Genomic DNA, 20,708 nt, shown 5'->3' with positions numbered 1-20,708 from the left:
GAGTGCCGGCAATCTCCGTTCCTGTAGTGCTGTCCATCCTAGGAGCTTCCACCATGGCATTTCCCACCGCCGTCAACAGCCAGATCACCGATTCGGTCTCGCAGGTCAACACCAAGGTGCTTGGTGATGCGCCGGCCATCGCAATGGGCAACCTGTTCGTGGCCACCAGCCAGGCGCTGTCCAACGCCGCGCACAACGCCACCAACAACCAGCAGCAGTCCTACGTGACCATGCAGGCGTCGACCACCCAGGGGGTGTCCACGCTGTATGCGATCGACACCGCCTCCAACGGCGTGGCCACCCGCGAAATCCTGGGCCTGCGCTGACGTGTCGGCCCGGCGTGACGCCAACCACCGCGCCCCCGCTCAGGGCGGCGTCACGCCGGGCCCCTGATCGATGGCCGCATCGCCCGCCACCGGCTACCTGCTGGCTGCAACCAGTACCGGTTCCGGGCTGGCGATCGCCCTCGCCCCCTCGTTCGCGATGTCCGCCACGTACCTGGCGATGGCCGACAGCCTCGGCCTGGCCATGCAGAACGCGGTGGCCAACCAGCAACGCGGCCAGGTGACCGCCGGCGCAAGCCTGGCCCAGGTCCTGGCCCTGATCATCCAGAAGGGAGCCGTTCCGTCATGAGCAGTGAGAACACCGTCAACAGCCAGATCGTCGACAGCGTCAGCGCTGCGTCGACCCTGCTGGTGGCCCAGGGGCCGGCGCAGTCCTTCAGCATGCTGGACATGGTGATGCTGGAGACGCTGGGCACGGCCATGCACAACGCCGTCGCGCGCCAGCAGGGTGCGGGCATGGTCAGCAACGCAGCGGTGACCGCCACCTGCGCGAAGATGATCAACGCCCCCTGGCCGGTACCGCCGCCCGCGCCGGAACCACCTCCGCCGCCACCGCCGCAGGTCATCCCCCTGCCCGGCCCGGTGCCGGCGCCGCCTTCGCCTGCGGCAGTGATCGCCGCGGCCACCGCAGAAGGAAAGACCGCCATCAGCGTCCTGCAGGCACAGACCCACGGTGCCACTGCCGACGCTGCGGCCGCTACCAGCAGCCTGCATGCACTCGAAACGCTCGCAGGCAATGCGGCAGCGCCCGCGCCCGGTCCTGCGCCCGACCCCACGCCCGGTCCGGATCCGGCCGCAGGTCCCGCCCAGGATCCCGCGCCAGACTCCGCCTCCCCTTCCCCGGCAGACGACCCTGACGCCGGGGCCTGACACCGCGCAGGCCGCCTGCGGCCCCGCCCGCCCATCAAGGAGCCCGTATGGACCCGAGCAACGTCAACGCCCAGGTCATCGATGTGATCAACCAGGTGCAGACGGCCACCATGTCCGCGACCGTGGTGAAGACCAGTGGCGCCGGCAAGGCCTACCAGTCGGTGGCCCAGTCTGCGGCGATTGCCGTGCAGGATGCCGCCGACGCCCTGCGCAATGTCTCAACCATCGCGACCACCGCAGCCGGCGTAGCCATGGCCCAGTACCTGGCGACGGGGGACGAGAAGTATGCGAGGGTGCTCACGCAGGCGCAGACCATGATGCAGGGGGCCACCGACGACTTCACCCGGGTCGGCAGTGCCGCTGCGACCGTCCTCAAGGATTTTCCGGCCCAGTGAGGCCGCCAGGAGAGCCACGCATGAGCGTTTTCATTGCCGGTCGTTCCCTTCCCCAGGCCAACCTGCTCAGTAAATCGTGCCAGCGGGCCCTCCAGTTCATCGACGGTGGCGAGCACTGGTTGAGGTGGGCCATTGAATCCCATGAGCACCGTTACGCCTTCTCCGACGAAGGCACGATGCTCGATGGCGTGCAGCAGGGCCTGCATGGTTCGCGCATGACCTGGTTGCCGCGTCTCGGCGTGCAGATCGGCCCGATCAAGCTGCTCAGCCTCAATACCAGCGACCTCGAGGCCCTGCACAACATTGAGCTGGGCGAAGACACTCGCCTGTCGCACAGCGAGGCACAGGGGGTACTGGCCAGGCACCGGCTGCTGACCAACAGCGAACTCGGTGCCATCCGCCCCTTCCTGGCTTCAATCAGTGCGGCCGATGCGCCCCTGCTGCAGCAACTGGATTTTCGTGAATCGGTGGCACTCCACCAGCTGGCCGGTGAGGTCGGCATGTCCAGCGCAGGGCGCGACGATCTGGCCGACGCTGCCCGCTTCGCGCTGCTGCACGCACGCCGGCCCATCGAGTTCGCCGATTACTTCCGCTTCTACCAGCGGGTGAGCGCAGGTGGCGGAAGCAGCGAGCACCGGTTGAATCGTGCCACCCGCGCGTTGCAGCAGCTGCTGCCGATGCTGTTCGGCTTCCTGGACGGGCCGCAGCTGCCACAGCTGCCATCGCCGGAGCAGGTACGCGAGGCGATCGCCGCGAGCCTGGCAGCGAACCGGCAGATCGGCTATGCCCGCATCTCGCTGGCCGCCCAGCAGATGGCGGCCTGCTTCGACAACGATCCCGACCTGCTGCTGGATGACCACAGGTTGCGCGAGGCCGCACGCTGGCAGCTGCGCGATGCGCAGGAATTCCTCAACGAACACCCGGTCTCGCGTGGCCAGCTCGGCCAGGATGGTGCCAGCGTGCAGTTCGCGATCGACGGCTCCCGAGCGCAGGCGCTGGTGCAGGTGGAGGACAATGTGATCACCCTGCAGGACTATCGCCGATCCCGCCGCTACCTGGGCGATGAAGCGCAGGTGGGCTATCAGGCGGACGCGGTGTGAACCCGCCTCCGGCGCCAGGTGGCGATGGCGTACAGGCAGCGACGGAGGCCCTCGCTTCGGCAGCCGGCGAAGCCGTGGCCGCCGGACGCCTGGCAGCGCGGCAACAGGCGCAGAAGATCCTGGCCGATGCCCAGGCGGCATTGCGCCATATCCTGGGGGAGCGCAGCGACGGTGCTCCCCCCTCATCCCCAGCAGGAGCACCTACGATGACCTTCCCGACCCCGCTTCCCGGCACGCCCACCCCCGCCCATCCGGCGGGCAAAACCCCGATGGAGATCGCCCAGGCGCTCGCGGACGCTGCCATGGCCGCCAGTGAAGAAGGCATCCGCGCCGCGATGGAGGTTTCGCAACGCGCGGTCGAGTCGGCCGCCGAGGCGGCGCGCCGCGCGGACGAAGCCGCCGAACTGGCCGTGCAGCGCGCTGCTGAAGCCAACGCGCGCTGACGCCTGGTCTGCCATCCCAGCGCCCCGGGCAGGCCCGCGCCTGCACCGGGGCGATTTTTTTTACTGGTCCGCCGTTCGCCGGTAGCTGCGCGGGCTGACCCCCACCGCGCGCCGGAAGCTCTTTTCAAAGTGGCTCAGGTCACCGAAGCCGACCTGCAGTGCGACATCGGTAATGCGCAGGCGTTGCCCATCCCGCAACAGCCGCTTGGCATGTTCGATGCGCAGCTGCTGCAGCAGCAGCTTGAAGGTCGTGCCCAGCTCGCTGCGGAACAGGAACCCCAGGTGCGACTGGCTGACATGCGCCTGGCGAGCGAGGTCGCCCAGGGTAAGCGGCTCTGCGGCATGGTCCCTCAGATAGGCCAGGGCGCGTTTCAGGCCATCGTGCAGGCCTTCCTGTGCCGTTGCCGCCGCCGCTGTGGCGACATCGCGCCCGGTGTCCTGTGTTGCCGGCGTGTCCATGCCGGCCTCGGCCCCTGCCTCGGTACCAACGGAATCATCGACGGCCATCAACCCGGGGGCATGCCGCAGCACATCCTCACGGCGGATGCTCCGGCCGCCGGTCATCACCGCCAGGCGAACCACCACGCGCTCCATCTCCAGGAGGTTGCCCGGCCAATCATGGCTGCGCAGCGTCTGCAGTACGTCCTCGCTGATTACCTGCGGATTGAAGCCGTGCATCTGCAGCGAGCGCGCAACCAGTGCGCCGATGTCCTCGGTTCGCTCGCGCAGGGGCGGAACATCCACTGTCAGGAACTCGAGGCCAGCCAGCAGCGCCCGCGAGAACAACCGGTCGCGCACGCGCTGCTCCAGATCGGCGCTGGTGGACGCGATCACCCGGATGGCCTGTGCCGCACCCGCTTCGCCCGATGCAGGCTGCAGGCCACGGATGCAATGCGAGAGCTGCCCCTGCAGCGCCACCGGCAACTCGTCGACTTCGTGGAAGTACAGGGTGCCGCCGCGCGCGTGACGGAACCAGTCCGAGGGTTCCTCCTGGGGATGGGCGCAGTTCACCTCGATGAAGGGCCCCCGCCGCAGCGGACTGCCGCTGTGCAGTGCGGCGGCCAGTTCCATCTTCTCGGTACCGAACTCGCCGCGCAGCAGCACAGGCAGTGAACTGGCGGCAGCGCGCTCGATGAATTCCTCCAGCCGCTTCAGCGCATCGCAGGTACCGACCAGCAGCAACGGCCGGCTCAGCGCCTGCTCGGCCCACGCCTGTGCTTCGTATCGCTTGATCAGGTGCGCGCAGCGATGCGCGAATGCTTCACCCAGTGCCAGCGCACTGCTGTCCAGCCGCCCCGCCTGCGTTTCCAGCTGCAGCTCGCCCAGCACTTCACCGGCATAGCGGATCGGCAGACGCTGGCTGGCGCCGGTTTCATCGTCCGCGTCCGCCATCGGGGCCCCGTCCGGATGGCCTGCACCGGAACCGCGCAGATGAACGCGGCCGCCTCGCACTGCATGGTGTTGCGAAAACTCCTTCACGAACGCGCCCAACAGGTCGGGCAAGGACCGGTGGGGTCGATAGGCGCGCTGCAACATCTCACTGACTTGCCTGTGCATTGAAACTCCCCTTTCGAATGGCAACCCGCTGCCGTTGCAGCGGGCGATCGCGCAATGGGTACCGTGCGGCTTCACTGCGTGATGCTGCGACGCCCCCGCCGCGCCTCGCGCCAGCCACAGCACACGCAGGTGAACGTGCACACTGTCCGCCCCCATGCCCCCAGGGGGTTGCCGTCGGTAGGTCGACGATGCGGACGTCGGACGGATCCCGGTTCCCCGCGCGCAGACACGCGCATTCGCCTCCGGGATTATCGAAAGCGAGTTTCATGAAAATCGTGATGATAATCACGTGAATATCCGGGATTATCTTTCCCTGCGATGCAGCGCAGGGCGTGGTGAACTGCATGTGCTGCGCGCAACCTGCCCTTCGCCGATCTGCGGCATGATGGGCGCCTTGCCATGATCGGGAACCTGCCATGCCATTGGGATTCATCGGCCTGGGCGTGATGGGCACGCCGATGGCGGGCCACCTCGCGCGGGCCGGGCACGTCGTGCTGGGCTGGTCCCGCTCCGGTCGCAACCACGAAGCGGCACGCATCGCCGGCGTACAGCCCGTCACGCAACTGCAGGATGTGTTCTCTGCATGCCGCACCCTCGTTCTCATGCTGGCCAACGACGAGGCCATCGACAGCGTGCTGGGGCGGAACGCGGCGACTTTCCCTGCCCGCGTTCACGGCCGCCTGGTGATCAACATGGGCACCAGCTCGGCGGCCTATTCGCAGGCGCTGGACGAACAGATCCGCGCGGCGGGTGGACGTTACGTCGAGGCACCGGTCTCCGGCTCGCGGGTGCAGGCCGAATCCGCGCAACTGGTGGTGATGCTGGCCGGCGAGGATGCCGACGTTGCGGAGGCCTCGCCCCTGCTTGCGCCGCTGGGCCGGCAGTGCATTGCGTGCGGCCAGGTGCCAGCGGCGTTGCGCATGAAGCTGGCGGTCAACCTGTACCTGATCACGTTGGTCACCGCACTGGGCGAGGCCGTGCACTTCGCCGAGCGCCACGGCATTGCCCTGGCGCGCTTCGCCGAAGTGCTCAACGCCGGACCGATGGCCAGCGAGGTATCGCGGATCAAGCTGGACAAGATGATCCGCGGGGACTTCGCGGTCCAGGCCTCGATCACCGATGTTCTGAAGAACAGCGGCCTGGTGGCCGGTGCCGCGCGGGAGGCGGGCATGCACGCCCCCCTGATCGACGCCAGTGATGCACTGTTCGCGCGGGCGCAGCAGATGGGGCTGGGCGGGCTGGACATGGCGGCTGTACTGCAGGCGATCCGGGGCCGCCCGGCGGCCACCGGCGGGGCCTGATCCGGATTCATCTTCCGGCACCACAGTGGTCCCTGCCCGCTGCTATATTCAGTCCAGCTCGGCAGGCATGGTGCCTGCCCTCGAATCACAGGGAGTTGGACATGGGTCTGGTACAGGCGGTGAAGGGTGCGGTCGGTGGTGTGCTGGCCGACCAGTGGAAGGACTTCTACACCGTGCCGACAGGCCTGCCCTCGACGGCGGCCCTGTTCGCGGCGGTGCCGCAGGGCACCAACGCCGGCCGCGGCTCCAACACCAGCGGCTCGTCCAACATCATCACCAACGGCTCGAAGATCATCGTGCCGGAGGGCTATGGCCTGCTGCTGTTCCAGGACGGCGCGATCACCGCGTTCGTCGCCGAACCGGGTGGCTACGAGTGGCGTTCGGACGATCTGAACTCGCAGTCGATCTTCGCCGGTGACGGCCTGGTCAGCACCTTCATCAAGCAGAGCTGGGAGCGCTTCAAGTTCGGCGGCCAGCCGGGCTCGCAGCAGGCGGCCTACTTCGTGTCGCTGAAGGAGCTGCCGGACAACCGCTTCGGTACCCAGTCGGAAATCTACTGGGACGACGGCTTCCTCAACACCCAGGTGGGTGCGGTCACGCGTGGTTCGTACACGCTGAAGATCGTCGACCCGATCCTGTTCGTGAAGAACTTCGTGCCGGCCAGCTATCTGCGTCCTGGCCAGGTATTCGACTTCACCGATCTGGACAACGCCGCCGCCAGCCAGCTGTTCAATGAAGTGGTCGGTTCGCTGGCCCCGGCCTTCAGCCTGTATACGAACGACCCGGGCAAGGGCAACCGCATCACCAAGCTGCAGCAGGACTCGCTGGGCTTCGCGCAGAGCCTGTCGGCCGCCGTCGAACAGGGTTACCAGTGGAAGTCGGACCGCGGCCTGGCCATCGTCAAGACCGCCATCGTCTCCATCGAGTACGACGCCAATACCCGCGAGCTGCTGAAGACCGTGCAGCGCGCCGATGCCCTGTCGGGCTCGCGCGGCAATTCCAACCTGCAGGCCAGTGTCGCCCAGGGCATCCAGTCGGCCGGCGAGAACGGCGGCGCGGCCGGCCTGGTCGGCGTCGGCATGGCCTCGGGCATGTTCGGTGTGGGTGGCATGCAGCAGCCGGTCACCCCGGCCGCCGACGACCCGGTCGCCAAGCTGAAGAAGGCCAAGGAAATGCTGGACCTGGGCCTGATCACCCAGGGCGACTATGACGCCCTGAAAGCCAAGGCACTGGGCCTGTAACAGCAGGACGCACAACGAACATGTCCGATCCCCGAAACGGCCCACCGCCGCTGCCCGGATCCGCGCCCGCGACGCCGCCGCCCTTGCCGGCGGCGTCGTTGGATGGGCCCGGTTCGCCGCAGGACGTCCCTCCCCTGCCCGGCAGCTTCCCGCTGGACACCTCGAAACTGCCGCAGGCCATCCGCGATGAAGTGGAAGCGCCCGACCCTGTGGCCATCGATACGTCGGCCAGCGAGCTGAAGGACGGCCTCAACCGCTGCCCGAAGTGCGGCGCCACCGACATCCGGCCCAAGGCCGGTACCGACATCCTGGTCTGCCTGTATTGCCGTCACGAATGGCATGGCGCACGCGTGGAGGAGGAATTCGGGCTGGGCGAGGCCATCGACCAGCTGCGCGGCACGGTCATCGCCTCCGGCGCACGTGACATCGACGCCGACACCTCGGCGCTGATGACGTTCAAATGCACTGGGTGCGGTGCCGAGGTGACGGTCAATACCGAAAGTACGATGACGGCGCGCTGCCACTGGTGCCGCCATGTGTTCGGCGTCAACGAACAGATCGCCAACGGCGCGGTGCCCGATGCGGTGCTGCCCTTCCATATAAAGAAGGACGATGCGGTCGCGCGCATCCGCCAGTTCGTCGACAAGCGCCGCATGTTCGCGCTGAAGGCGTTCAAGGACCAGTTCACCCCGGAAAACGTGGTGGGCGTGTTCCTGCCCTACATGATCGTCGACAGCAATGTCAGCGCGGCGGTGGCTGGCAAGGGCGAGATCCAGACCCGGCAGTACACCGTGGGCAGCGAGAAGAACAAGCGCACGCTCTACGACGCCGATGTCTACCAGATCGAACGCCAGGTGGACTTCACCGTCGATGACCTGCCGCTGGAATCCTCGGCAGAGCGCGGCAATCTGGATACCCGCGCCAACACCAACAACATCATCAACACCATCCTGCCGTTCGATACCAAGAACGCGGTGAAGTGGAACGCTTCGTACCTGGCCGGCTTCACCTCTGAGAAGCGCAACCTGGACGTGGAGAAGCTGCGGCCGCGGCTGGAAGACCAGCTGCTGTCGATCGCCCGCTCGCAGGTGGAAGGTTCGGTGAAGCGCTACAACCGTGGCGTGCGCTGGGAACAGGAACAGCTGGAGGTGCATGGCACCCGCTGGGTGTCGATGTACCTGCCGGTGTGGTTGTATTCGTACCACCAGCCCGGCAAGAACGGCGGCATGCTGCACTACATCGCGGTAAACGGCCGTACCGGCGAAACCATGGGCAGCGTGCCCGTGCAGCAATGGAAGATGCTGCTGGCGGCCCTGGCCACCGGCACCGTCATTGAAGCCCTCGCAATTGCCTTCCTGGTGGCATCGACATGAGCGACGACAGTGGCCTCTGGCTGTTGGCGGCAGGTCCGGCCGGCGCAACCGCGCTGTACTGGGCGCTGTACCGCTATTACCGCAACACCGACAAATCGCACTCCTTCGAGCACGAGACCGAGATCGAGGCCAAGCCGGTCACCGGCTCGGATCAGCAGGTAGGAAGAGTCACCGGTACCGAGGAAAAGCGCATCCGCGGTGACAATGTGTACGAGTACCGGAAACGGGTGGTCAGGGTGAAGCCCGACCCGTAACGCCAGGCCATGCCTGGCTGATCGGCGACGCCGCAACGACGACGGTGAACAGCTTCAGCCGGGCACATGTGTACGCGCCTGCGACTGTGGTCTGCTTCGCAGATCAGCCCTGCTTGCCATGCCTATACTACCGCCGCTTCCACCCCGGTCATCGTTGCACCTGCCGGTGGAAGCGGCGGGGCTGGATGTCCCCGTCGGGCCGGCCGCCACGCTGCCGCCGGCCCTGCCAGTGATTTGTAACCCGAAGCGGTTCAACCAATCACCAGGGGGAAGGCTATGCGCTACACACGTCGTGATTTTCTTGCCACCACCGCCAGCGCTTCATTGGCGTCTCTGGTCGCACCCGGGGCCTGGGCCAGCGGTGCTGAGCCGGCCGGCAAGGCCGCACAGGCACGCTACCACCGCTACAACGTCACCAGCCCCGAAGGCCAGCGCATGCTGGCCAGCTATGCACGCGGCATCAAGGCCATGCTGGCATTGCCGGCAGACGATCCACGCAACTGGTTCCGCAACGCCTTCGTGCACCTGATGGACTGCCCGCATGGCAACTGGTGGTTCTATGTCTGGCACCGTGGCTATGTCGGCTACTTCGAACAGACCATCCGCACGCTCAGTGGTGATCCGCAGTTCGCCATGCCCTACTGGGACTGGACCGAGCTGCCACGGATTCCCCCGGCGATGTTCGACGGCGTATTGACGCCCACTGACAGCGCCTATGCGCCGTATACGCGCAACCTGGCAGTCTTCACCCGGTTCATGCGCCCGGCGCTGCAGCGCTACTGGGACACGCTGGATGCAGGCCAACGCGGCCAGCTCAAGTTCCGCGGCTACCTCACTGCGGACGATGTCTGGAACGATGTGACCGGCTACAGCGTCCCGGAGAAAACCGGCATCTCGGGCAATGCGGCGTATGCGATCACCTGCGGTGCCCGCTATCTGTGGCGCGAGAATCCCGGCTTCGATGCAAAGACCGCTTCGGCCGTGTCTCCCGATACCATTCACGCAGGGCTGTCGCCGGTCGAGTTCTACAACGACGATGTGAGTCGCAGCTTCACCAGCTCGCGCACCGCCTCGCACGTGGTGCAACCGGACGGCGCCACGAAATTCTCGGTGCTCGAAGGCTTCCCGCACAACAAGGTGCACAACTGCATCGGTGGCGTCGGCGCGGTCGATCCCGGCCCCTACGGCAACATGACCAATTTCCTGTCACCACTCGATCCGATCTTCTACCTGCACCACGCCAACATGGACCGCCTGTGGGACGTCTGGAACCAGCTGCAGCAATCCCGCGGCAAGCCGATCATGCCCGTCAATGTCGACCAGCGGCGCCAGTTCATGAACGAACCGTTCCGCTTCTTCGTCGATGCACAGGGCAAGCCCGTTGGCGAGCGTCCGGCCAGCGCATTCTTCTCCACCACGGCTTTCGACTACGACTACGTCTACGCGCGCCGCAACGACCTGCTGGAGGCGGCCACGCTGCCAGCAGCTGCCGGCGCGGTGCGGCTGGTGCACGGTACGCGCGCCGATGGTGCTGTGCGCGTGACCGTGCCCAATGAAGCGGTGCGCGCGCACCTGGCCACGTCGGCCCCACGGCAGTTGATTGCTGAAGTGACGCTCGAGCGTCCACGCGGCTTGAACAATACCCGCGAGTTCGACGTGCTGGTCAACGCACCGGCCGGCACTTCGGCGGTGACCGCCGACAGCCCGTACTACGCCGGTACCGTGTCGTTCTTCGGGCCCAGCATGCCGGGCATGGACCACAGCCATCCCACCACGTTCGCGGTGCCATTGCCGCAGAAGCTGGGAGCGCTGCAGGCACTCAACGCTGCCGACGGCGGCACGACCACGCTGGAGATCCGCCTGGTTGCGTCGTCCGGCCAGGCGCCGCAGACGTTCCCGGTGCTGGACGCGTCCATCCTGGTTGCGCCGCTGCAGCCGTGATGATGCACGGCAGGTGCCGGCGCTGTCCGGCACCTGCCTTCGGCCTGGCAGTCCTCAGCCTGCCTGCCCCAGCCGCACCTTCAGCTGCTGGATCTCCTGTTCGCTGACGCCGATCGATTTCAGGTAACCCTCGGCACCACCGTACTGGCTGTGCAGTGCCGCCAGGAACTGTTCCATGTTGTCCGGTGCGGTACCGGACATGCCGGCCATCTTGCGGGCGATCTCGGGATTCTGCTTGATCAGCGCCATGATCTGCGCGTTCATCGCACTGTCCTTCGGCTGCCCTTCCAGGTAGTGCGCGGAGATCGCGTAGTTGTGCACGATCTCGGCCTTCGGCACGCCCGCCAGGTCCAGCAGCAGGCCGGCGATGATGCCGGTGCGGTCCTTGCCGGCCGTGCAATGGAACAGCACGGCGCCATCCTGCTGCGCGGCGATGCGCTGGAACACCTGCTTGAACTGCGGCTGGCTGTGGCCCAGCCACTGCACGTAGGCTTCGCCCAGCGAATCGGGGAAGCTGCTCATCATCTTCTGCAGGTCCATCTTCTCGGTGCCCATCAGCGAGATGCGCTGGTAGGCGAAGCGATCATCCCTGGCCAGCAGGTCCGGCGACTGCGCTTCCTCATCGGCGGTGCGCAGGTCGATGTCCAGCTTCACGCCTGCAGCGGCCAGGGCATCACGGTCGGCATCGGTGAGGCGACCGAGGTCGGCGGTGCGCACGAACGCATCGGCCGGAATCGGACCGTGGCGGCCCTGCAGGCCGGCGAAGGTACGCACGTTCCAGGCCCCCTGCAGCGGGATCACCCGCTGCGCATCGGCAGCCACCGGCTTCACGTTGGCAGCGGCCGTCGGCTTTGCGGCGGTGGCCTGCGGTGCATCGGCCGCAACGGCGGTCACGGCCAGCGGCAGGCTGAGCATCAGGGCCAGGGCAAGTTCGGTAGAGCGGTGCTTCATGGGGTTCTCCGTTCGAATCAGAAGTTGACGGCCACATCCAGGCCGAAGGTACGCGGGTCATTGAAGATGCCGGTCTGGCCCAGCGCCGGGCTGTTGAGCTTGTAGAACAGGTGCTGCTCATCCAGCAGGTTGCGCGCCCACAGCGAGAACGACATGGTGGTGCCGGTGCTGTTGACCGGCACATCCACCAGCGCCACCCGTGCATTCACCACGAACGAGCTGTCGGTCAGCATCTGGTCGTACTCGCTGGTGTAGTAGCCATCGGACCAGTTGCCGTCCACATGGAATTTCAGCGCCGAGAAATTGGCGAATGGCACCAGATAGTCCAGCGACAGGCTGCCCGCGTTCTTCGGTGCCAGCAGCGGCTGCACGGTCACCTGCACCCCTGCGCCGAACGGGTCCGTCGCGGTCTGCGCATCGATCTTCGAGTAGGCGTAGTTGAGGCCGAGGGTGAGGTTGTCGATCGGCATCACATTGAACTCCAGCTCCGCGCCACGCGACTTGCCATCGCTCAATGCGTTGGTCGTGACCATGGTGGTGCGGGTTTCGCCGCTGTTCGGGTCGAACGGCAGCGAGAAATCCATCTGCTTGTGCGCGATGGTCGAATCGAACACGGCCAGGTTCAGGCGGGCGCGGTTGTCCCAGAACTGCGATTTGAAGCCCAGTTCATAGGCCGTCACTTCTTCCGGACCGAACGCGGTGTAGTTGGTCGAGCGCGAATTGGCACCGCCGGCCTTGAAGCCGGTGCTGTACCTGGCATAGACCATCGCGTGCTCGCCAAGGTCGTAGGCGATATTGACCATCGGGTCGAAGCGGCTCCAGCGGTCCTTGAAGGCGAGATTCGTCGCCGCGCCGTTGACGATGTACAGGCTGCCCTTCTTGTCATCGCGCGTGTAGCGGCCGCCGGCAGTCAGGTGCAAGCGCTGCAGTGCTTCCGGCGTCCACGTGGCCTGGCCGAACACACCCAGGCTGTCGGTCCATGCCTTGCTGGCGCGGTCGATACGCACGCGGGAAAGATCCAGCGGATTGGTCGCCGGGTTCACCGTATAGCTGTTGCCGCCCGGCCCCCACACCAGCATGTTCGGGGTCTGCGCATTGTCACCGGCGGTTTCGTGGTAGTAGAACGCACCGCCGAGGAACTGCACCTGCGAGGTGTTGCCGATCAGCTGGAACTCCTGGCTGTACTGGTGCTGATAAACCTGCGCCAGGCTGTAACGACCGAACGGCGTCCCTGCGCCACCATAGGCGGAAATCGCATCGACCAGGCCCATGTCGAACTGGCCCTGGGTGAGTTCGCGGTAGGAACTGATCGATTTCAGTTCAAGGTTGTCATTCAACACCCACGACAGGTTCAACAGATGGCCGCTGGTGCGGCCGATGTTGTCTTCCTGCGGTCCACCGAGGATGGCGCTGTCAAGGCGGTCCAGGCTGGCACCCGCCTTCTGCAGCGGGCTGAGATAGGCGCCCGGCACCAGCACCTGGGTGTGGTACGGCGTAGTGGCGTCGTAGGAGCGGTCGAACGCGTACAACAGCGAGAAATCATCGCTCGGCTGCCACAGCGCACTCAGGCGAGCGCCGCGCTTGTCGTAGCTGTTGAAGTCCCGCTCGCCGCGCATCGGGTTGTCGGTGGTGCCACCGCGCTTGGCCTGCACGGCATCGATCTTGAAGCTGACATCGCCCACCTTGGGCAGGTCCAGGTGCAGCGCACTGTTGTAGCCGCTGAAGTTGGACACGCCGGCGCTGACGCTGCCGCCGAATTCACCGGTGGGCGCCTTGGTCACGATGCTCACAGCGCCGCCTTCTGTATTGCGGCCGAACAGCGTGCCCTGCGGGCCCTTCAACACTTCGATGCGCTCCACGTCGTAGAGCATGTTGCCCAGGCCCTGTGCGCGGCCCATGAACACCCCATCGACGTAGATGCCGACGCCGGCATCGCGGGCCGGCTGGTTGGCATCACCTGAGGCGCCGATGCCGCGAATGCCGATGTTCAGCGCCGAGCTGCGGGTAGCGAATGGCGTGACCCGCAGCGATGGGATGGAGCCATCGGACAGGCTGCCCAGCGAAATCGCGCTGCGGTCCTTCAGCGCTTCGGCATCGACCACCGATACCGAGATCGGGGTCTCCTGCAGGTTGGTGGCGCGTTTCTGCGCAGTCACCATCACCTGGTCGAGGGCGACCACGCTGCGCGCGGCATCGGCGGATGTGGCAGCGTCGGCGTTGGAACTGTCTTCGGCATGGGCCAGCGCCGGCAGCGCGGCGGCAATGGCGAGGGTGAGCAGCGGGCGGTGCAGCAGGGCGTGGCGCATCGGACTCATTCGCGGAAGGAGAAGGCCGGCGCAGTCTGGGAGGCGGGAATTACAAATGAATGACCGTTCATTCACACCTTTTGTGACGTACTATCCCGCCTCTGGACGCCCTGACCGCACGCAATGACGCCGAAATCCGCCGTAGCCCCGACCATCGAAGATCCTGCTGCAGCCCATGCCGAGGCACAGCGCCGGCGCATCCTCGACGCCGCCCAGAAGTGCTTCATCACCCGCGGTTTCCATGCCGGTTCCATCGGCGATATCGCCGCCGAGGCCGAGATCAGCCAGGGGCTGATGTACCGCTATTTCGCCAACAAGCGCGCCCTGATCCTGGCCCTGATCGAGCGCCAGCTGCGCCACGACCAGGTATCGATCAGCGCGATGCCGCCGGCGTCGGACCTGGTCGATGGCCTGCTCGCGTGCTACCAGCAGTGGGCACGCGGCGAGGTGCTGCCGATCCATGGCAATGCCATTGCCAGCGTGGCGCTGTATGCGGAAATCAACGCCGAAGCGCATCGCGACCCGGTGCTGGCCGGGGTGCTGCGCACCCATGACAAGCAGACCAGTGCCGCGATCCATGCCTGGCTGCGCCAGCGTGATGTCGATCAGGGCCGGATCGTGGACGAAGAGCAGATTGCCGGGCGCACCCTGCTGCTGCGGCTGCTGGTGGAAGGCCTGGCCATGCGTGCTGTGCGCGACCCGGACCTGCCGCCGGAACGGGTACGCGCGTTGCTGGCCGATGCGATTGGCCGTGTGATGGGGTAGTGCCGGCCGCTGGCCGGCATCTGCAATGACCCGCCTGCCACCGGGTTGCCGGCCAGCGGCCGGCACTACCCAGCCCATGGGCCCCACCATTGCGGCTGCTGGCGGGCGGCCCCGTAATGCCTGCGTTGCGTCGCCTGCCGGCCGATCGAACGGTAGTGCCGGCAGCTTCACCGCGAGGCCGCCACACTGCAGGCTCCTTCTGCTACGTGAGCCTCAGCCGTGCTGGATGGGTTGCCCGATCACTGGAAAATTCTTCCGCGTCGCTTCTACCAGCGCCCTTCTACCGACGTTGCGCCGGAGCTGCTCAACAAGCTGCTGGTACGCAACGATGGTCGCGCGGCCCGCATCGTCGAGGTCGAGGCCTATGCCGGCAGCATCGATCCGGCCGCGCACTCCTATCGCGGGCAGACACCACGCACCGCCAGCATGTTCGGTGAGGCCGGCCATCTGTATGTCTACTTCACCTACGGCATGCACTGGGGCAGCAACGTGGTCTGCGGCCTCATCGGTGAAGGCGTGGCCGTCCTGCTGCGCGCCGCCGAGCCGTTGGCGGGGCTGGAACGAATGCGCGAACTGCGCCCGGCAGCCCGACGTGACCATGATCTGGCCAGCGGCCCCGGCAAGCTCTCGCAGGCCTTCGGGCTGGACCGCAGCTTCGATGGCGCAGACCTGGTGACCGGCAGCCACGGCATCGTCATTGCCAGCGATGGCCTGCCTCCCCCCAAGGATCCGGTGGTCGGGCCCCGTATCGGCATCACCCGTGCGGTGGACTTTCCCTGGCGCTGGCATGTTCGCGACCACCGTCACGTTTCGGTGCGTCCCTCGCGCGGGCCCCGCAAACCCTGACCGGGATGCGTCACGTCGGCATCACCCCGTCGTGGCGATACATAACGCGGTACACACTAGCGTAGTGCCCGACAGCCGCCGAAGCCGCCCTCGCCACCCTGCCCTGAAAAGCGCCATGGACGAAGCCGAACGACTGCTTGAACTCGACCGCCTGCATCTGCTCGACACCCCGCCAGAGCCCGTTTTTGATGCGATCGTCGCCGCCGCCCGCGCCGCCACCGGCATGACCATGGGGCTGATCTCGGTGGTAGCCGACGAGCGGCAGTGGTTCAAGGCCAACATCGGGCTGGAAGGCGTCAGCGAGACCGCACGCGAGATTTCGTTCTGCACGCATGCCATCCAGCAGGACGCGCTGTTCGAGATCCCGGACGCGCGCCAGGACCCGCGATTCGCCACCAATCCGCTGGTCACCGGTGGCCCTCGCATCCGTCACTACGCCGGCATCTCGCTGGGCTCGGCGCACGGCGCGCGCATAGGAACGCTGTGCCTCCTTGATCCGATGCCGGGCGTGCTGTCTCCCTCGCAGCGCGAACTGATGGTGCATCTGGCGCGGGTCACCACCCAGGTACTGGAGCAGCGCAGCACGCTGATGGCGCAGGTCGGCCAGGCCAAGGCCCTGCATCGTGAGCTGAAGCGCAGCGAGGACTTCCTGGAACGCACCAACCGTGCGGCGCGGGTGGGCGGCTGGGAAATGGACCTGGCCAGCAACGAAGTGCGCTGGACCCGCGAGACCAAGCAGATCCACGGCGTGCGCAGCAATTTCGAACCGACGCTCGACACCGCGCTCTCGTTCTATCGCGAGGACAGCCGCAACATCATCCGCACGGCGGTGCAGCGCTGCATCGATGAAGGCACGTCGTGGGAGGTGCAGTTGCCGATGACCACCGCCGACGATCGGGCCATCTGGACCCGTGTGGTTGGAGGGCGGCAGCAGGTCGATGGCCGACCGCGACTGGTCGGCGCCATCCAGGACATCACCGAGGAACGTGCCGCGCTGGATGCCCTGGAGGCCAGCGAAACCCGCTACCGGCGGCTGTTCCACTACAGCCTTGGCCTGATCTGCACGCATACGCTGGATGGCGTGCTGACCTCGGTGAACCCGGCGGCCGTGCAGTCGCTGGGCTTCGATGAGAGCTACATGATCGGGCGCAGCCTGTGCGACCTGATGCCGCCGGAGAAGCGGGCCGCCTTCAAGGCGTATCTGGGACGCATCGCAGTCAACCACACCGATGCCGGCGTCATCGAGCTGATTGCTGCCGATGGCACCCGCCATTTCTGGGCCTATCACAACGTGCTCGACAGCGAGGCCAATCCCCCATACGTGCTGGGCCATGCGCAGGACGTGACGGCGCTGCGGATGCAGGAACAGCAACTGCGCGAGATGTCCTTCAAGGACCCGCTCACCCAGAGCTACAACCGCCGCTTCCTGCCACGCCTGGACGAACTGATCGACCAGCCCTGGGCCTGCCTGATGTTCGATCTGGATCATTTCAAGCAGATCAACGACACCCAGGGCCATGCGCGGGGTGACACGGTGCTGGTCGAGTTTGCCGCCTTCCTGCGTGCCCCGCTGGGTGCGGCGGAGAATGTGGTGCGCATGGGCGGCGACGAATTCATGGTGGTGCTGACTGCGCCGGAACCGGGACGGTTGGCCGCACTGGAGCAGTGGTATGTGCAGCAGGCGGGGCAGTCACCCACACCCTTCTCGCTCGGTTCGACCCACCACACCCCGGGCGAATCGGTGGCCGATACCCTGCAGCGTGCTGACAGCCGCCTGTACCGCGAGCGCGCACGCGTGCGCCAGCATCCCCGTCCGGAGCGCTGATACGCCCGCCGGTATACCGGCGCCCCGGGCGTAGCGCTATGCTCGGCAGCGGCCACCGTCGGCCTTTGGGGGAACACGCAATGACCCGCAGCGTCTGCCTGGCTCTGCTGCTGTTGCTGCTTCCTTCCCTCACGCTGTCAGCGCCAGCGCCAGCGCCTGCGCCGGTCGAAGCACGGGTGCCCTTCGCGCCGACTCCCTTCGTTGGCAGCGACGGCCTACGCCATCTGGCCTACGAGCTGCACATCACCAACTACTACGGCGACACCGGGGCGCTGCAGCCGCAATCGCTGCAGGTGTTCGGCGACGATGCCGAAACCCCGTTGCTGAGCCTGGATGCCCCTGCCCTGCGCGACTGGGTACGGCCGTCGCCTTCAGGGGATGGCGCCATCTCCATTGCAGCCGGAAAGCGCATGGTGGTGTTCGTGTGGCTGTCCTTGCCAGCCACCGGTAGCATGCCGCACGTCCTTCGCCACCGCATGCTGCTGGGCACCGAGCGCCACGGCAGCGTGGAACTGGATGGCGCCCGGGTTGCGGTCAACGCGGCGCCGGTGATGGCGCTCGCTCCGCCCCTGCAAGGCGGTCGATGGCTCGCCCACGAAGGGCCTGGCGCGGCGCAGTCGCACCACTGGGGCAGCCTGGTGGCGGTGAATGGTGACCTGACCATTCCGCAGCGCTTCGCGCTCGATCTGGTCGGCGTCGACGAACGAGGACGCGCCGTGCGTCCAACGACCCGCGATCTGCAGCACACCCGCCATTCGGACTGGGTGGGTTACGCGGCGCCCGTGCTGGCGGTGGCAGACGGCATCGTGCGTGCGGTCCGTGATGGGCAGCCCGAGCACCCGCCGTTGACCGCGCAGCCTGAACCCTCCTCACTGACGGCGGATGGCCTGTTCGGCAACTACGTTGTCCTGGAAATCTCGCCGGGCGTCTTTGCCAGCTACGCCCATCTGCGCACCGGCAGCATCAAGGTAAAGCCCGGGCAACGGGTCCAGCGCGGACAGGCATTGGCCCAACTCGGCCAGTCGGGCAATTCCGCAGCCCCCCACCTGCACTTCCAGCTTTCCAACAAGGCTACGTTCGAAGGGTCCGAGGGCATTCCGTACGTCTTCCAGGCCTTCGACGATTTCGGTCCTGAAAGCGAGGCGCAGCTGTTCGGCCAAGGGGATGCCTGGAAACCCGGCGTGGCCGTACCGCGCGGCAACCAATTGCCGCTGAACGACATCGTCATTGCCTTCCCGCCTCGCTGACACGCTCACTCCGCCGCCAGCGCCTGGATCGGGTCCAGCTGCGCCGCGCTGCGTGCCGGGAAATAGCCAAAGCCCAGTCCGATGGCTGAAGAGCACGCCAGTGCAGCCATCACCGGGCCCGCCGTGAACAGGAACGGCACACCCAGCGACAGCAGGCTGGACAGCGCACCCACCCCGAACGCGAACAGCACCCCCAGCACGCCACCGAACAGGCAGATCAGCACGGCCTCGATCAGGAACTGGCGCAGGATGTCGCCCTGCCGCGCGCCCACAGCCAGGCGCACGCCGATCTCGCGCACGCGCTCCTTCACCGAGACCAGCATGATGTTCATCACCCCCACTCCGCCGACCACCAGCGCCACGGCGGCAATGGCGGAGACCAACGCGGCCATGGTCTGACTGGACTTCATCACGGCTTTTCGGATCTGGTCGGCGTTGTAGATGAAGAAATCGCGGCGGCCATGCAGGCGCTCCAGCTCGGCGCCCAGCGAGGCCTCGGCGGCATTGGTGGGCACGTTGTCGCGTACGCGCACGGTGATGCTCTCCAGGCGCTGGCTGCCCAGCAACCGCGAGGCTGCCGAGGTGTACGGCACGTAGACCGTCGGGGTTGCCCCCCCCGCGAACGCATTGGCCCCGACCACACCGATCACCTCCACCGGCATGCCGCCCAGCAGCACCGTGCTGCCGATCGGGCTGCCGTTGAACAGCGCTTTGGCGGCCTTCTGGTCGACCACGCCCACTGCACGGTGTGCATCGACTTCGGCGTCGGTGAAGAAGCGGCCGGCCTTCAGCCGCAGCCCACGCACGCGCGGCATGTCGGCCCCTACGCCGAGCACCTGGGTGTTGGCACGCCGGTTGCCCTGCAGCGCCGCCACCGATCCGCTCAGGTTCGGGCTGACGCTGTCCACGTAACTCAACGCCGCAAGATGGTCCGCGTCGCCAACCACCAGGGTCTCGATCTCCGCCGAACGCGGGTCACCGAAATCGGCGCCCGGGAAGATCTCCAGCGTGCTGGCGCCCAGTTCGTTGATCTGTGATTCAACCTGCGCCTGTGCGCCCTTGCCCAGCGCAATCACGGTCACCAGCGCCGCGACACCGATGATGATGCCGAGCATGGTCAGCAGTGTGCGCAGGCGATGGGCCAGCATCGAGCGCACAGCCATGCGTGCGGCTTCGCGGACCGCATCGATGCGTGCGCGGCGCTCGGTGACCGGCGACTCGCCGCGCTCGGTCGCGCGTCCCGAGGTCGCAGCACGCAACCCTGGCTCGTCGCGGTCGGCCACCACCCGGCCGTCGGCGATCTCGATCACCCGCGCCGCGTTGGCGGCGATCGCTGCGTCGTGCGTCACCAGGATCACCGTATGGCCCTGCGCGTGCAGGCGCTTCAGCTCTGCCATCACCTGCTGGCCACTGGCGTGGTCCAGCGCGCCGGTCGGCTCATCAGCCAGCACGATCGCGCCGCCGTTCATCAGCGAACGGGCAATGGACACGCGCTGCTGCTGGCCACCGGACAGCTGGCTCGGCCGGTTCCCGGTGCGTTCGCCCAGCCCCAGCGTTTCCAGCAGCGTGCGTGCGCGCGCATTACGCGTCTCTGCGTCCACGCCCGCATAGACCGCCGGCAGCGCCACGTTCTCGGTGGCACTCAGGTTCTCCATCAGGTTGTAGCGCTGGAAGATGAAGCCGAAATGCTCGCGGCGCAGGCGTGCCAGCGCGTCCGGCGCCATCTGCTCGGTGGCCTCGCCGTTCACGCGATAGCTGCCCTCGGTCGGCCGGTCCAGGCAGCCAAGGATGTTCATCAGCGTGGACTTGCCCGAGCCCGAGGGGCCAATGATGGCGATGAACTCGCCGGCATCGATGCGCAGCGAAACGTCCTTCAGCACCACCACCTCGCCGGCGGCCGAGCGATAGGCGCGCGATACGCCATGCAGTTCCAGCAGTGCGTCGGTCAT

At 66.7% G+C, this 20,708-nt stretch carries 19 protein-coding genes and 1 pseudogene; 16 read left to right on the top strand and 4 right to left on the bottom strand.

What is annotated here, in order from left to right; genetic code table 11:
- The first annotated feature begins 53 nt into the window (after positions 1 to 53).
- The 6 genes from BKE09_RS22535 (at position 54) to BKE09_RS22510 (ending at position 3,152) form a co-directional block, all read left to right on the top strand.
- Positions 54 to 326, top strand: a complete 273-nt coding sequence (locus tag BKE09_RS22535; RefSeq protein WP_005416651.1) for a RebB family R body protein — start codon at positions 54 to 56, stop codon at positions 324 to 326.
- A gap of 70 nt (positions 327 to 396) precedes the next feature.
- Positions 397 to 633: a RebB family R body protein gene (locus tag BKE09_RS22530; protein ID WP_014037263.1), complete on the top strand. Its 237-nt coding sequence runs from the start codon at positions 397 to 399 to the stop codon at positions 631 to 633.
- Positions 630 to 1,214, top strand: a complete 585-nt coding sequence (locus tag BKE09_RS22525; RefSeq protein ID WP_014037264.1) for a RebB family R body protein — start codon at positions 630 to 632, stop codon at positions 1,212 to 1,214. Before BKE09_RS22530 ends, BKE09_RS22525 begins: the two co-directional genes overlap by 4 nt.
- Positions 1,215 to 1,261: 47 nt before the next feature.
- Positions 1,262 to 1,609 (top strand): hypothetical protein, encoded by a 348-nt coding sequence (locus BKE09_RS22520; protein ID WP_014037265.1) that lies wholly within the window; start codon positions 1,262 to 1,264, stop codon positions 1,607 to 1,609.
- A gap of 20 nt (positions 1,610 to 1,629) precedes the next feature.
- Positions 1,630 to 2,709: a hypothetical protein gene (locus tag BKE09_RS22515; RefSeq protein WP_075678258.1), complete on the top strand. Its 1,080-nt coding sequence runs from the start codon at positions 1,630 to 1,632 to the stop codon at positions 2,707 to 2,709.
- A 206-nt stretch (positions 2,710 to 2,915) separates the two neighbouring features.
- On the top strand, positions 2,916 to 3,152 hold the full coding sequence (locus tag BKE09_RS22510) for a hypothetical protein (RefSeq protein WP_075678257.1): 237 nt from the start codon (positions 2,916 to 2,918) through the stop codon (positions 3,150 to 3,152).
- Positions 3,153 to 3,212: 60 nt separating this feature from the next.
- Here BKE09_RS22510 and BKE09_RS22505 read toward each other — a convergent pair whose 3' ends face one another.
- Positions 3,213 to 4,709 carry a helix-turn-helix domain-containing protein gene (locus BKE09_RS22505; RefSeq protein WP_075678256.1) on the bottom strand — a complete coding sequence of 499 codons (1,497 nt, stop codon included), beginning with the start codon at positions 4,707 to 4,709 and terminating at the stop codon, positions 3,213 to 3,215.
- Between the two features lie 413 nt (positions 4,710 to 5,122).
- Between BKE09_RS22505 and BKE09_RS23870 the strand changes: the two are divergent.
- The 6 genes and pseudogenes from BKE09_RS23870 to BKE09_RS22480 form a co-directional block, all read left to right on the top strand.
- Positions 5,123 to 5,593 (top strand): annotated as a pseudogene (locus BKE09_RS23870) (NAD(P)-binding domain-containing protein); the annotation flags it as partial.
- Between the two features lie 36 nt (positions 5,594 to 5,629).
- The gene (locus BKE09_RS23865; RefSeq protein ID WP_276204773.1) at positions 5,630 to 6,010 is read left to right on the top strand and encodes an NAD-binding protein; all 381 of its coding nucleotides are present in this window, start codon (positions 5,630 to 5,632) and stop codon (positions 6,008 to 6,010) included.
- Positions 6,011 to 6,111: 101 nt separating this feature from the next.
- Positions 6,112 to 7,251 (top strand): SPFH domain-containing protein, encoded by a 1,140-nt coding sequence (locus BKE09_RS22495; protein WP_014037270.1) that lies wholly within the window; start codon positions 6,112 to 6,114, stop codon positions 7,249 to 7,251.
- Between the two features lie 20 nt (positions 7,252 to 7,271).
- On the top strand, positions 7,272 to 8,624 hold the full coding sequence (locus BKE09_RS22490; protein ID WP_075678254.1) for a hypothetical protein: 1,353 nt from the start codon (positions 7,272 to 7,274) through the stop codon (positions 8,622 to 8,624).
- Positions 8,621 to 8,878, top strand: a complete 258-nt coding sequence (locus tag BKE09_RS22485; RefSeq protein ID WP_014037272.1) for a hypothetical protein — start codon at positions 8,621 to 8,623, stop codon at positions 8,876 to 8,878. The genes BKE09_RS22490 and BKE09_RS22485 overlap by 4 nt, the downstream gene beginning before the upstream one ends.
- A gap of 276 nt (positions 8,879 to 9,154) precedes the next feature.
- Entirely contained in the window at positions 9,155 to 10,819 is a 1,665-nt protein-coding gene (locus BKE09_RS22480; protein ID WP_075678253.1) for a tyrosinase family protein, read from the top strand.
- Positions 10,820 to 10,873: 54 nt separating this feature from the next.
- Here BKE09_RS22480 and BKE09_RS22475 read toward each other — a convergent pair whose 3' ends face one another.
- Positions 10,874 to 11,770 carry a tyrosine-protein phosphatase gene (locus tag BKE09_RS22475; RefSeq protein ID WP_075678251.1) on the bottom strand — a complete coding sequence of 299 codons (897 nt, stop codon included), beginning with the start codon at positions 11,768 to 11,770 and terminating at the stop codon, positions 10,874 to 10,876.
- A gap of 17 nt (positions 11,771 to 11,787) precedes the next feature.
- Positions 11,788 to 14,076: a TonB-dependent receptor gene (locus tag BKE09_RS22470; protein WP_075678249.1), complete on the bottom strand. Its 2,289-nt coding sequence runs from the start codon at positions 14,074 to 14,076 to the stop codon at positions 11,788 to 11,790.
- Between the two features lie 123 nt (positions 14,077 to 14,199).
- Here BKE09_RS22470 and BKE09_RS22465 point away from each other — a divergent pair, with 123 nt between their 5' ends.
- The 4 genes from BKE09_RS22465 to BKE09_RS22450 all read left to right on the top strand — a co-directional run bounded on the left by BKE09_RS22465 (position 14,200) and on the right by BKE09_RS22450 (position 18,759).
- A complete protein-coding gene (locus BKE09_RS22465; protein ID WP_075678247.1) occupies positions 14,200 to 14,841 on the top strand; it encodes a TetR/AcrR family transcriptional regulator in 642 nt (213 codons plus the stop codon).
- Positions 14,842 to 15,060: 219 nt separating this feature from the next.
- Entirely contained in the window at positions 15,061 to 15,687 is a 627-nt protein-coding gene (locus BKE09_RS22460; protein WP_075678245.1) for a DNA-3-methyladenine glycosylase, read from the top strand.
- A 115-nt stretch (positions 15,688 to 15,802) separates the two neighbouring features.
- Entirely contained in the window at positions 15,803 to 17,512 is a 1,710-nt protein-coding gene (locus BKE09_RS22455) for a diguanylate cyclase (protein ID WP_083663138.1), read from the top strand.
- An 80-nt stretch (positions 17,513 to 17,592) separates the two neighbouring features.
- Positions 17,593 to 18,759 (top strand): M23 family metallopeptidase, encoded by a 1,167-nt coding sequence (locus BKE09_RS22450; RefSeq protein WP_075678241.1) that lies wholly within the window; start codon positions 17,593 to 17,595, stop codon positions 18,757 to 18,759.
- Between the two features lie 5 nt (positions 18,760 to 18,764).
- Here the strand turns inward: BKE09_RS22450 and BKE09_RS22445 are convergent, their stop codons facing one another.
- Positions 18,765 to 20,708, bottom strand: coding sequence for a MacB family efflux pump subunit (locus BKE09_RS22445; RefSeq protein WP_075678239.1), 1,944 nt, complete (start codon positions 20,706 to 20,708; stop codon positions 18,765 to 18,767).

The sequence above is a fragment of the Stenotrophomonas sp. TD3 genome (assembly GCF_001939825.1).
Classification (GTDB): domain Bacteria; phylum Pseudomonadota; class Gammaproteobacteria; order Xanthomonadales; family Xanthomonadaceae; genus Stenotrophomonas.
The sequence above is the reverse complement of the archived record's forward strand: the minus strand, read 5'-3'. Positions and strand labels throughout refer to the sequence as shown.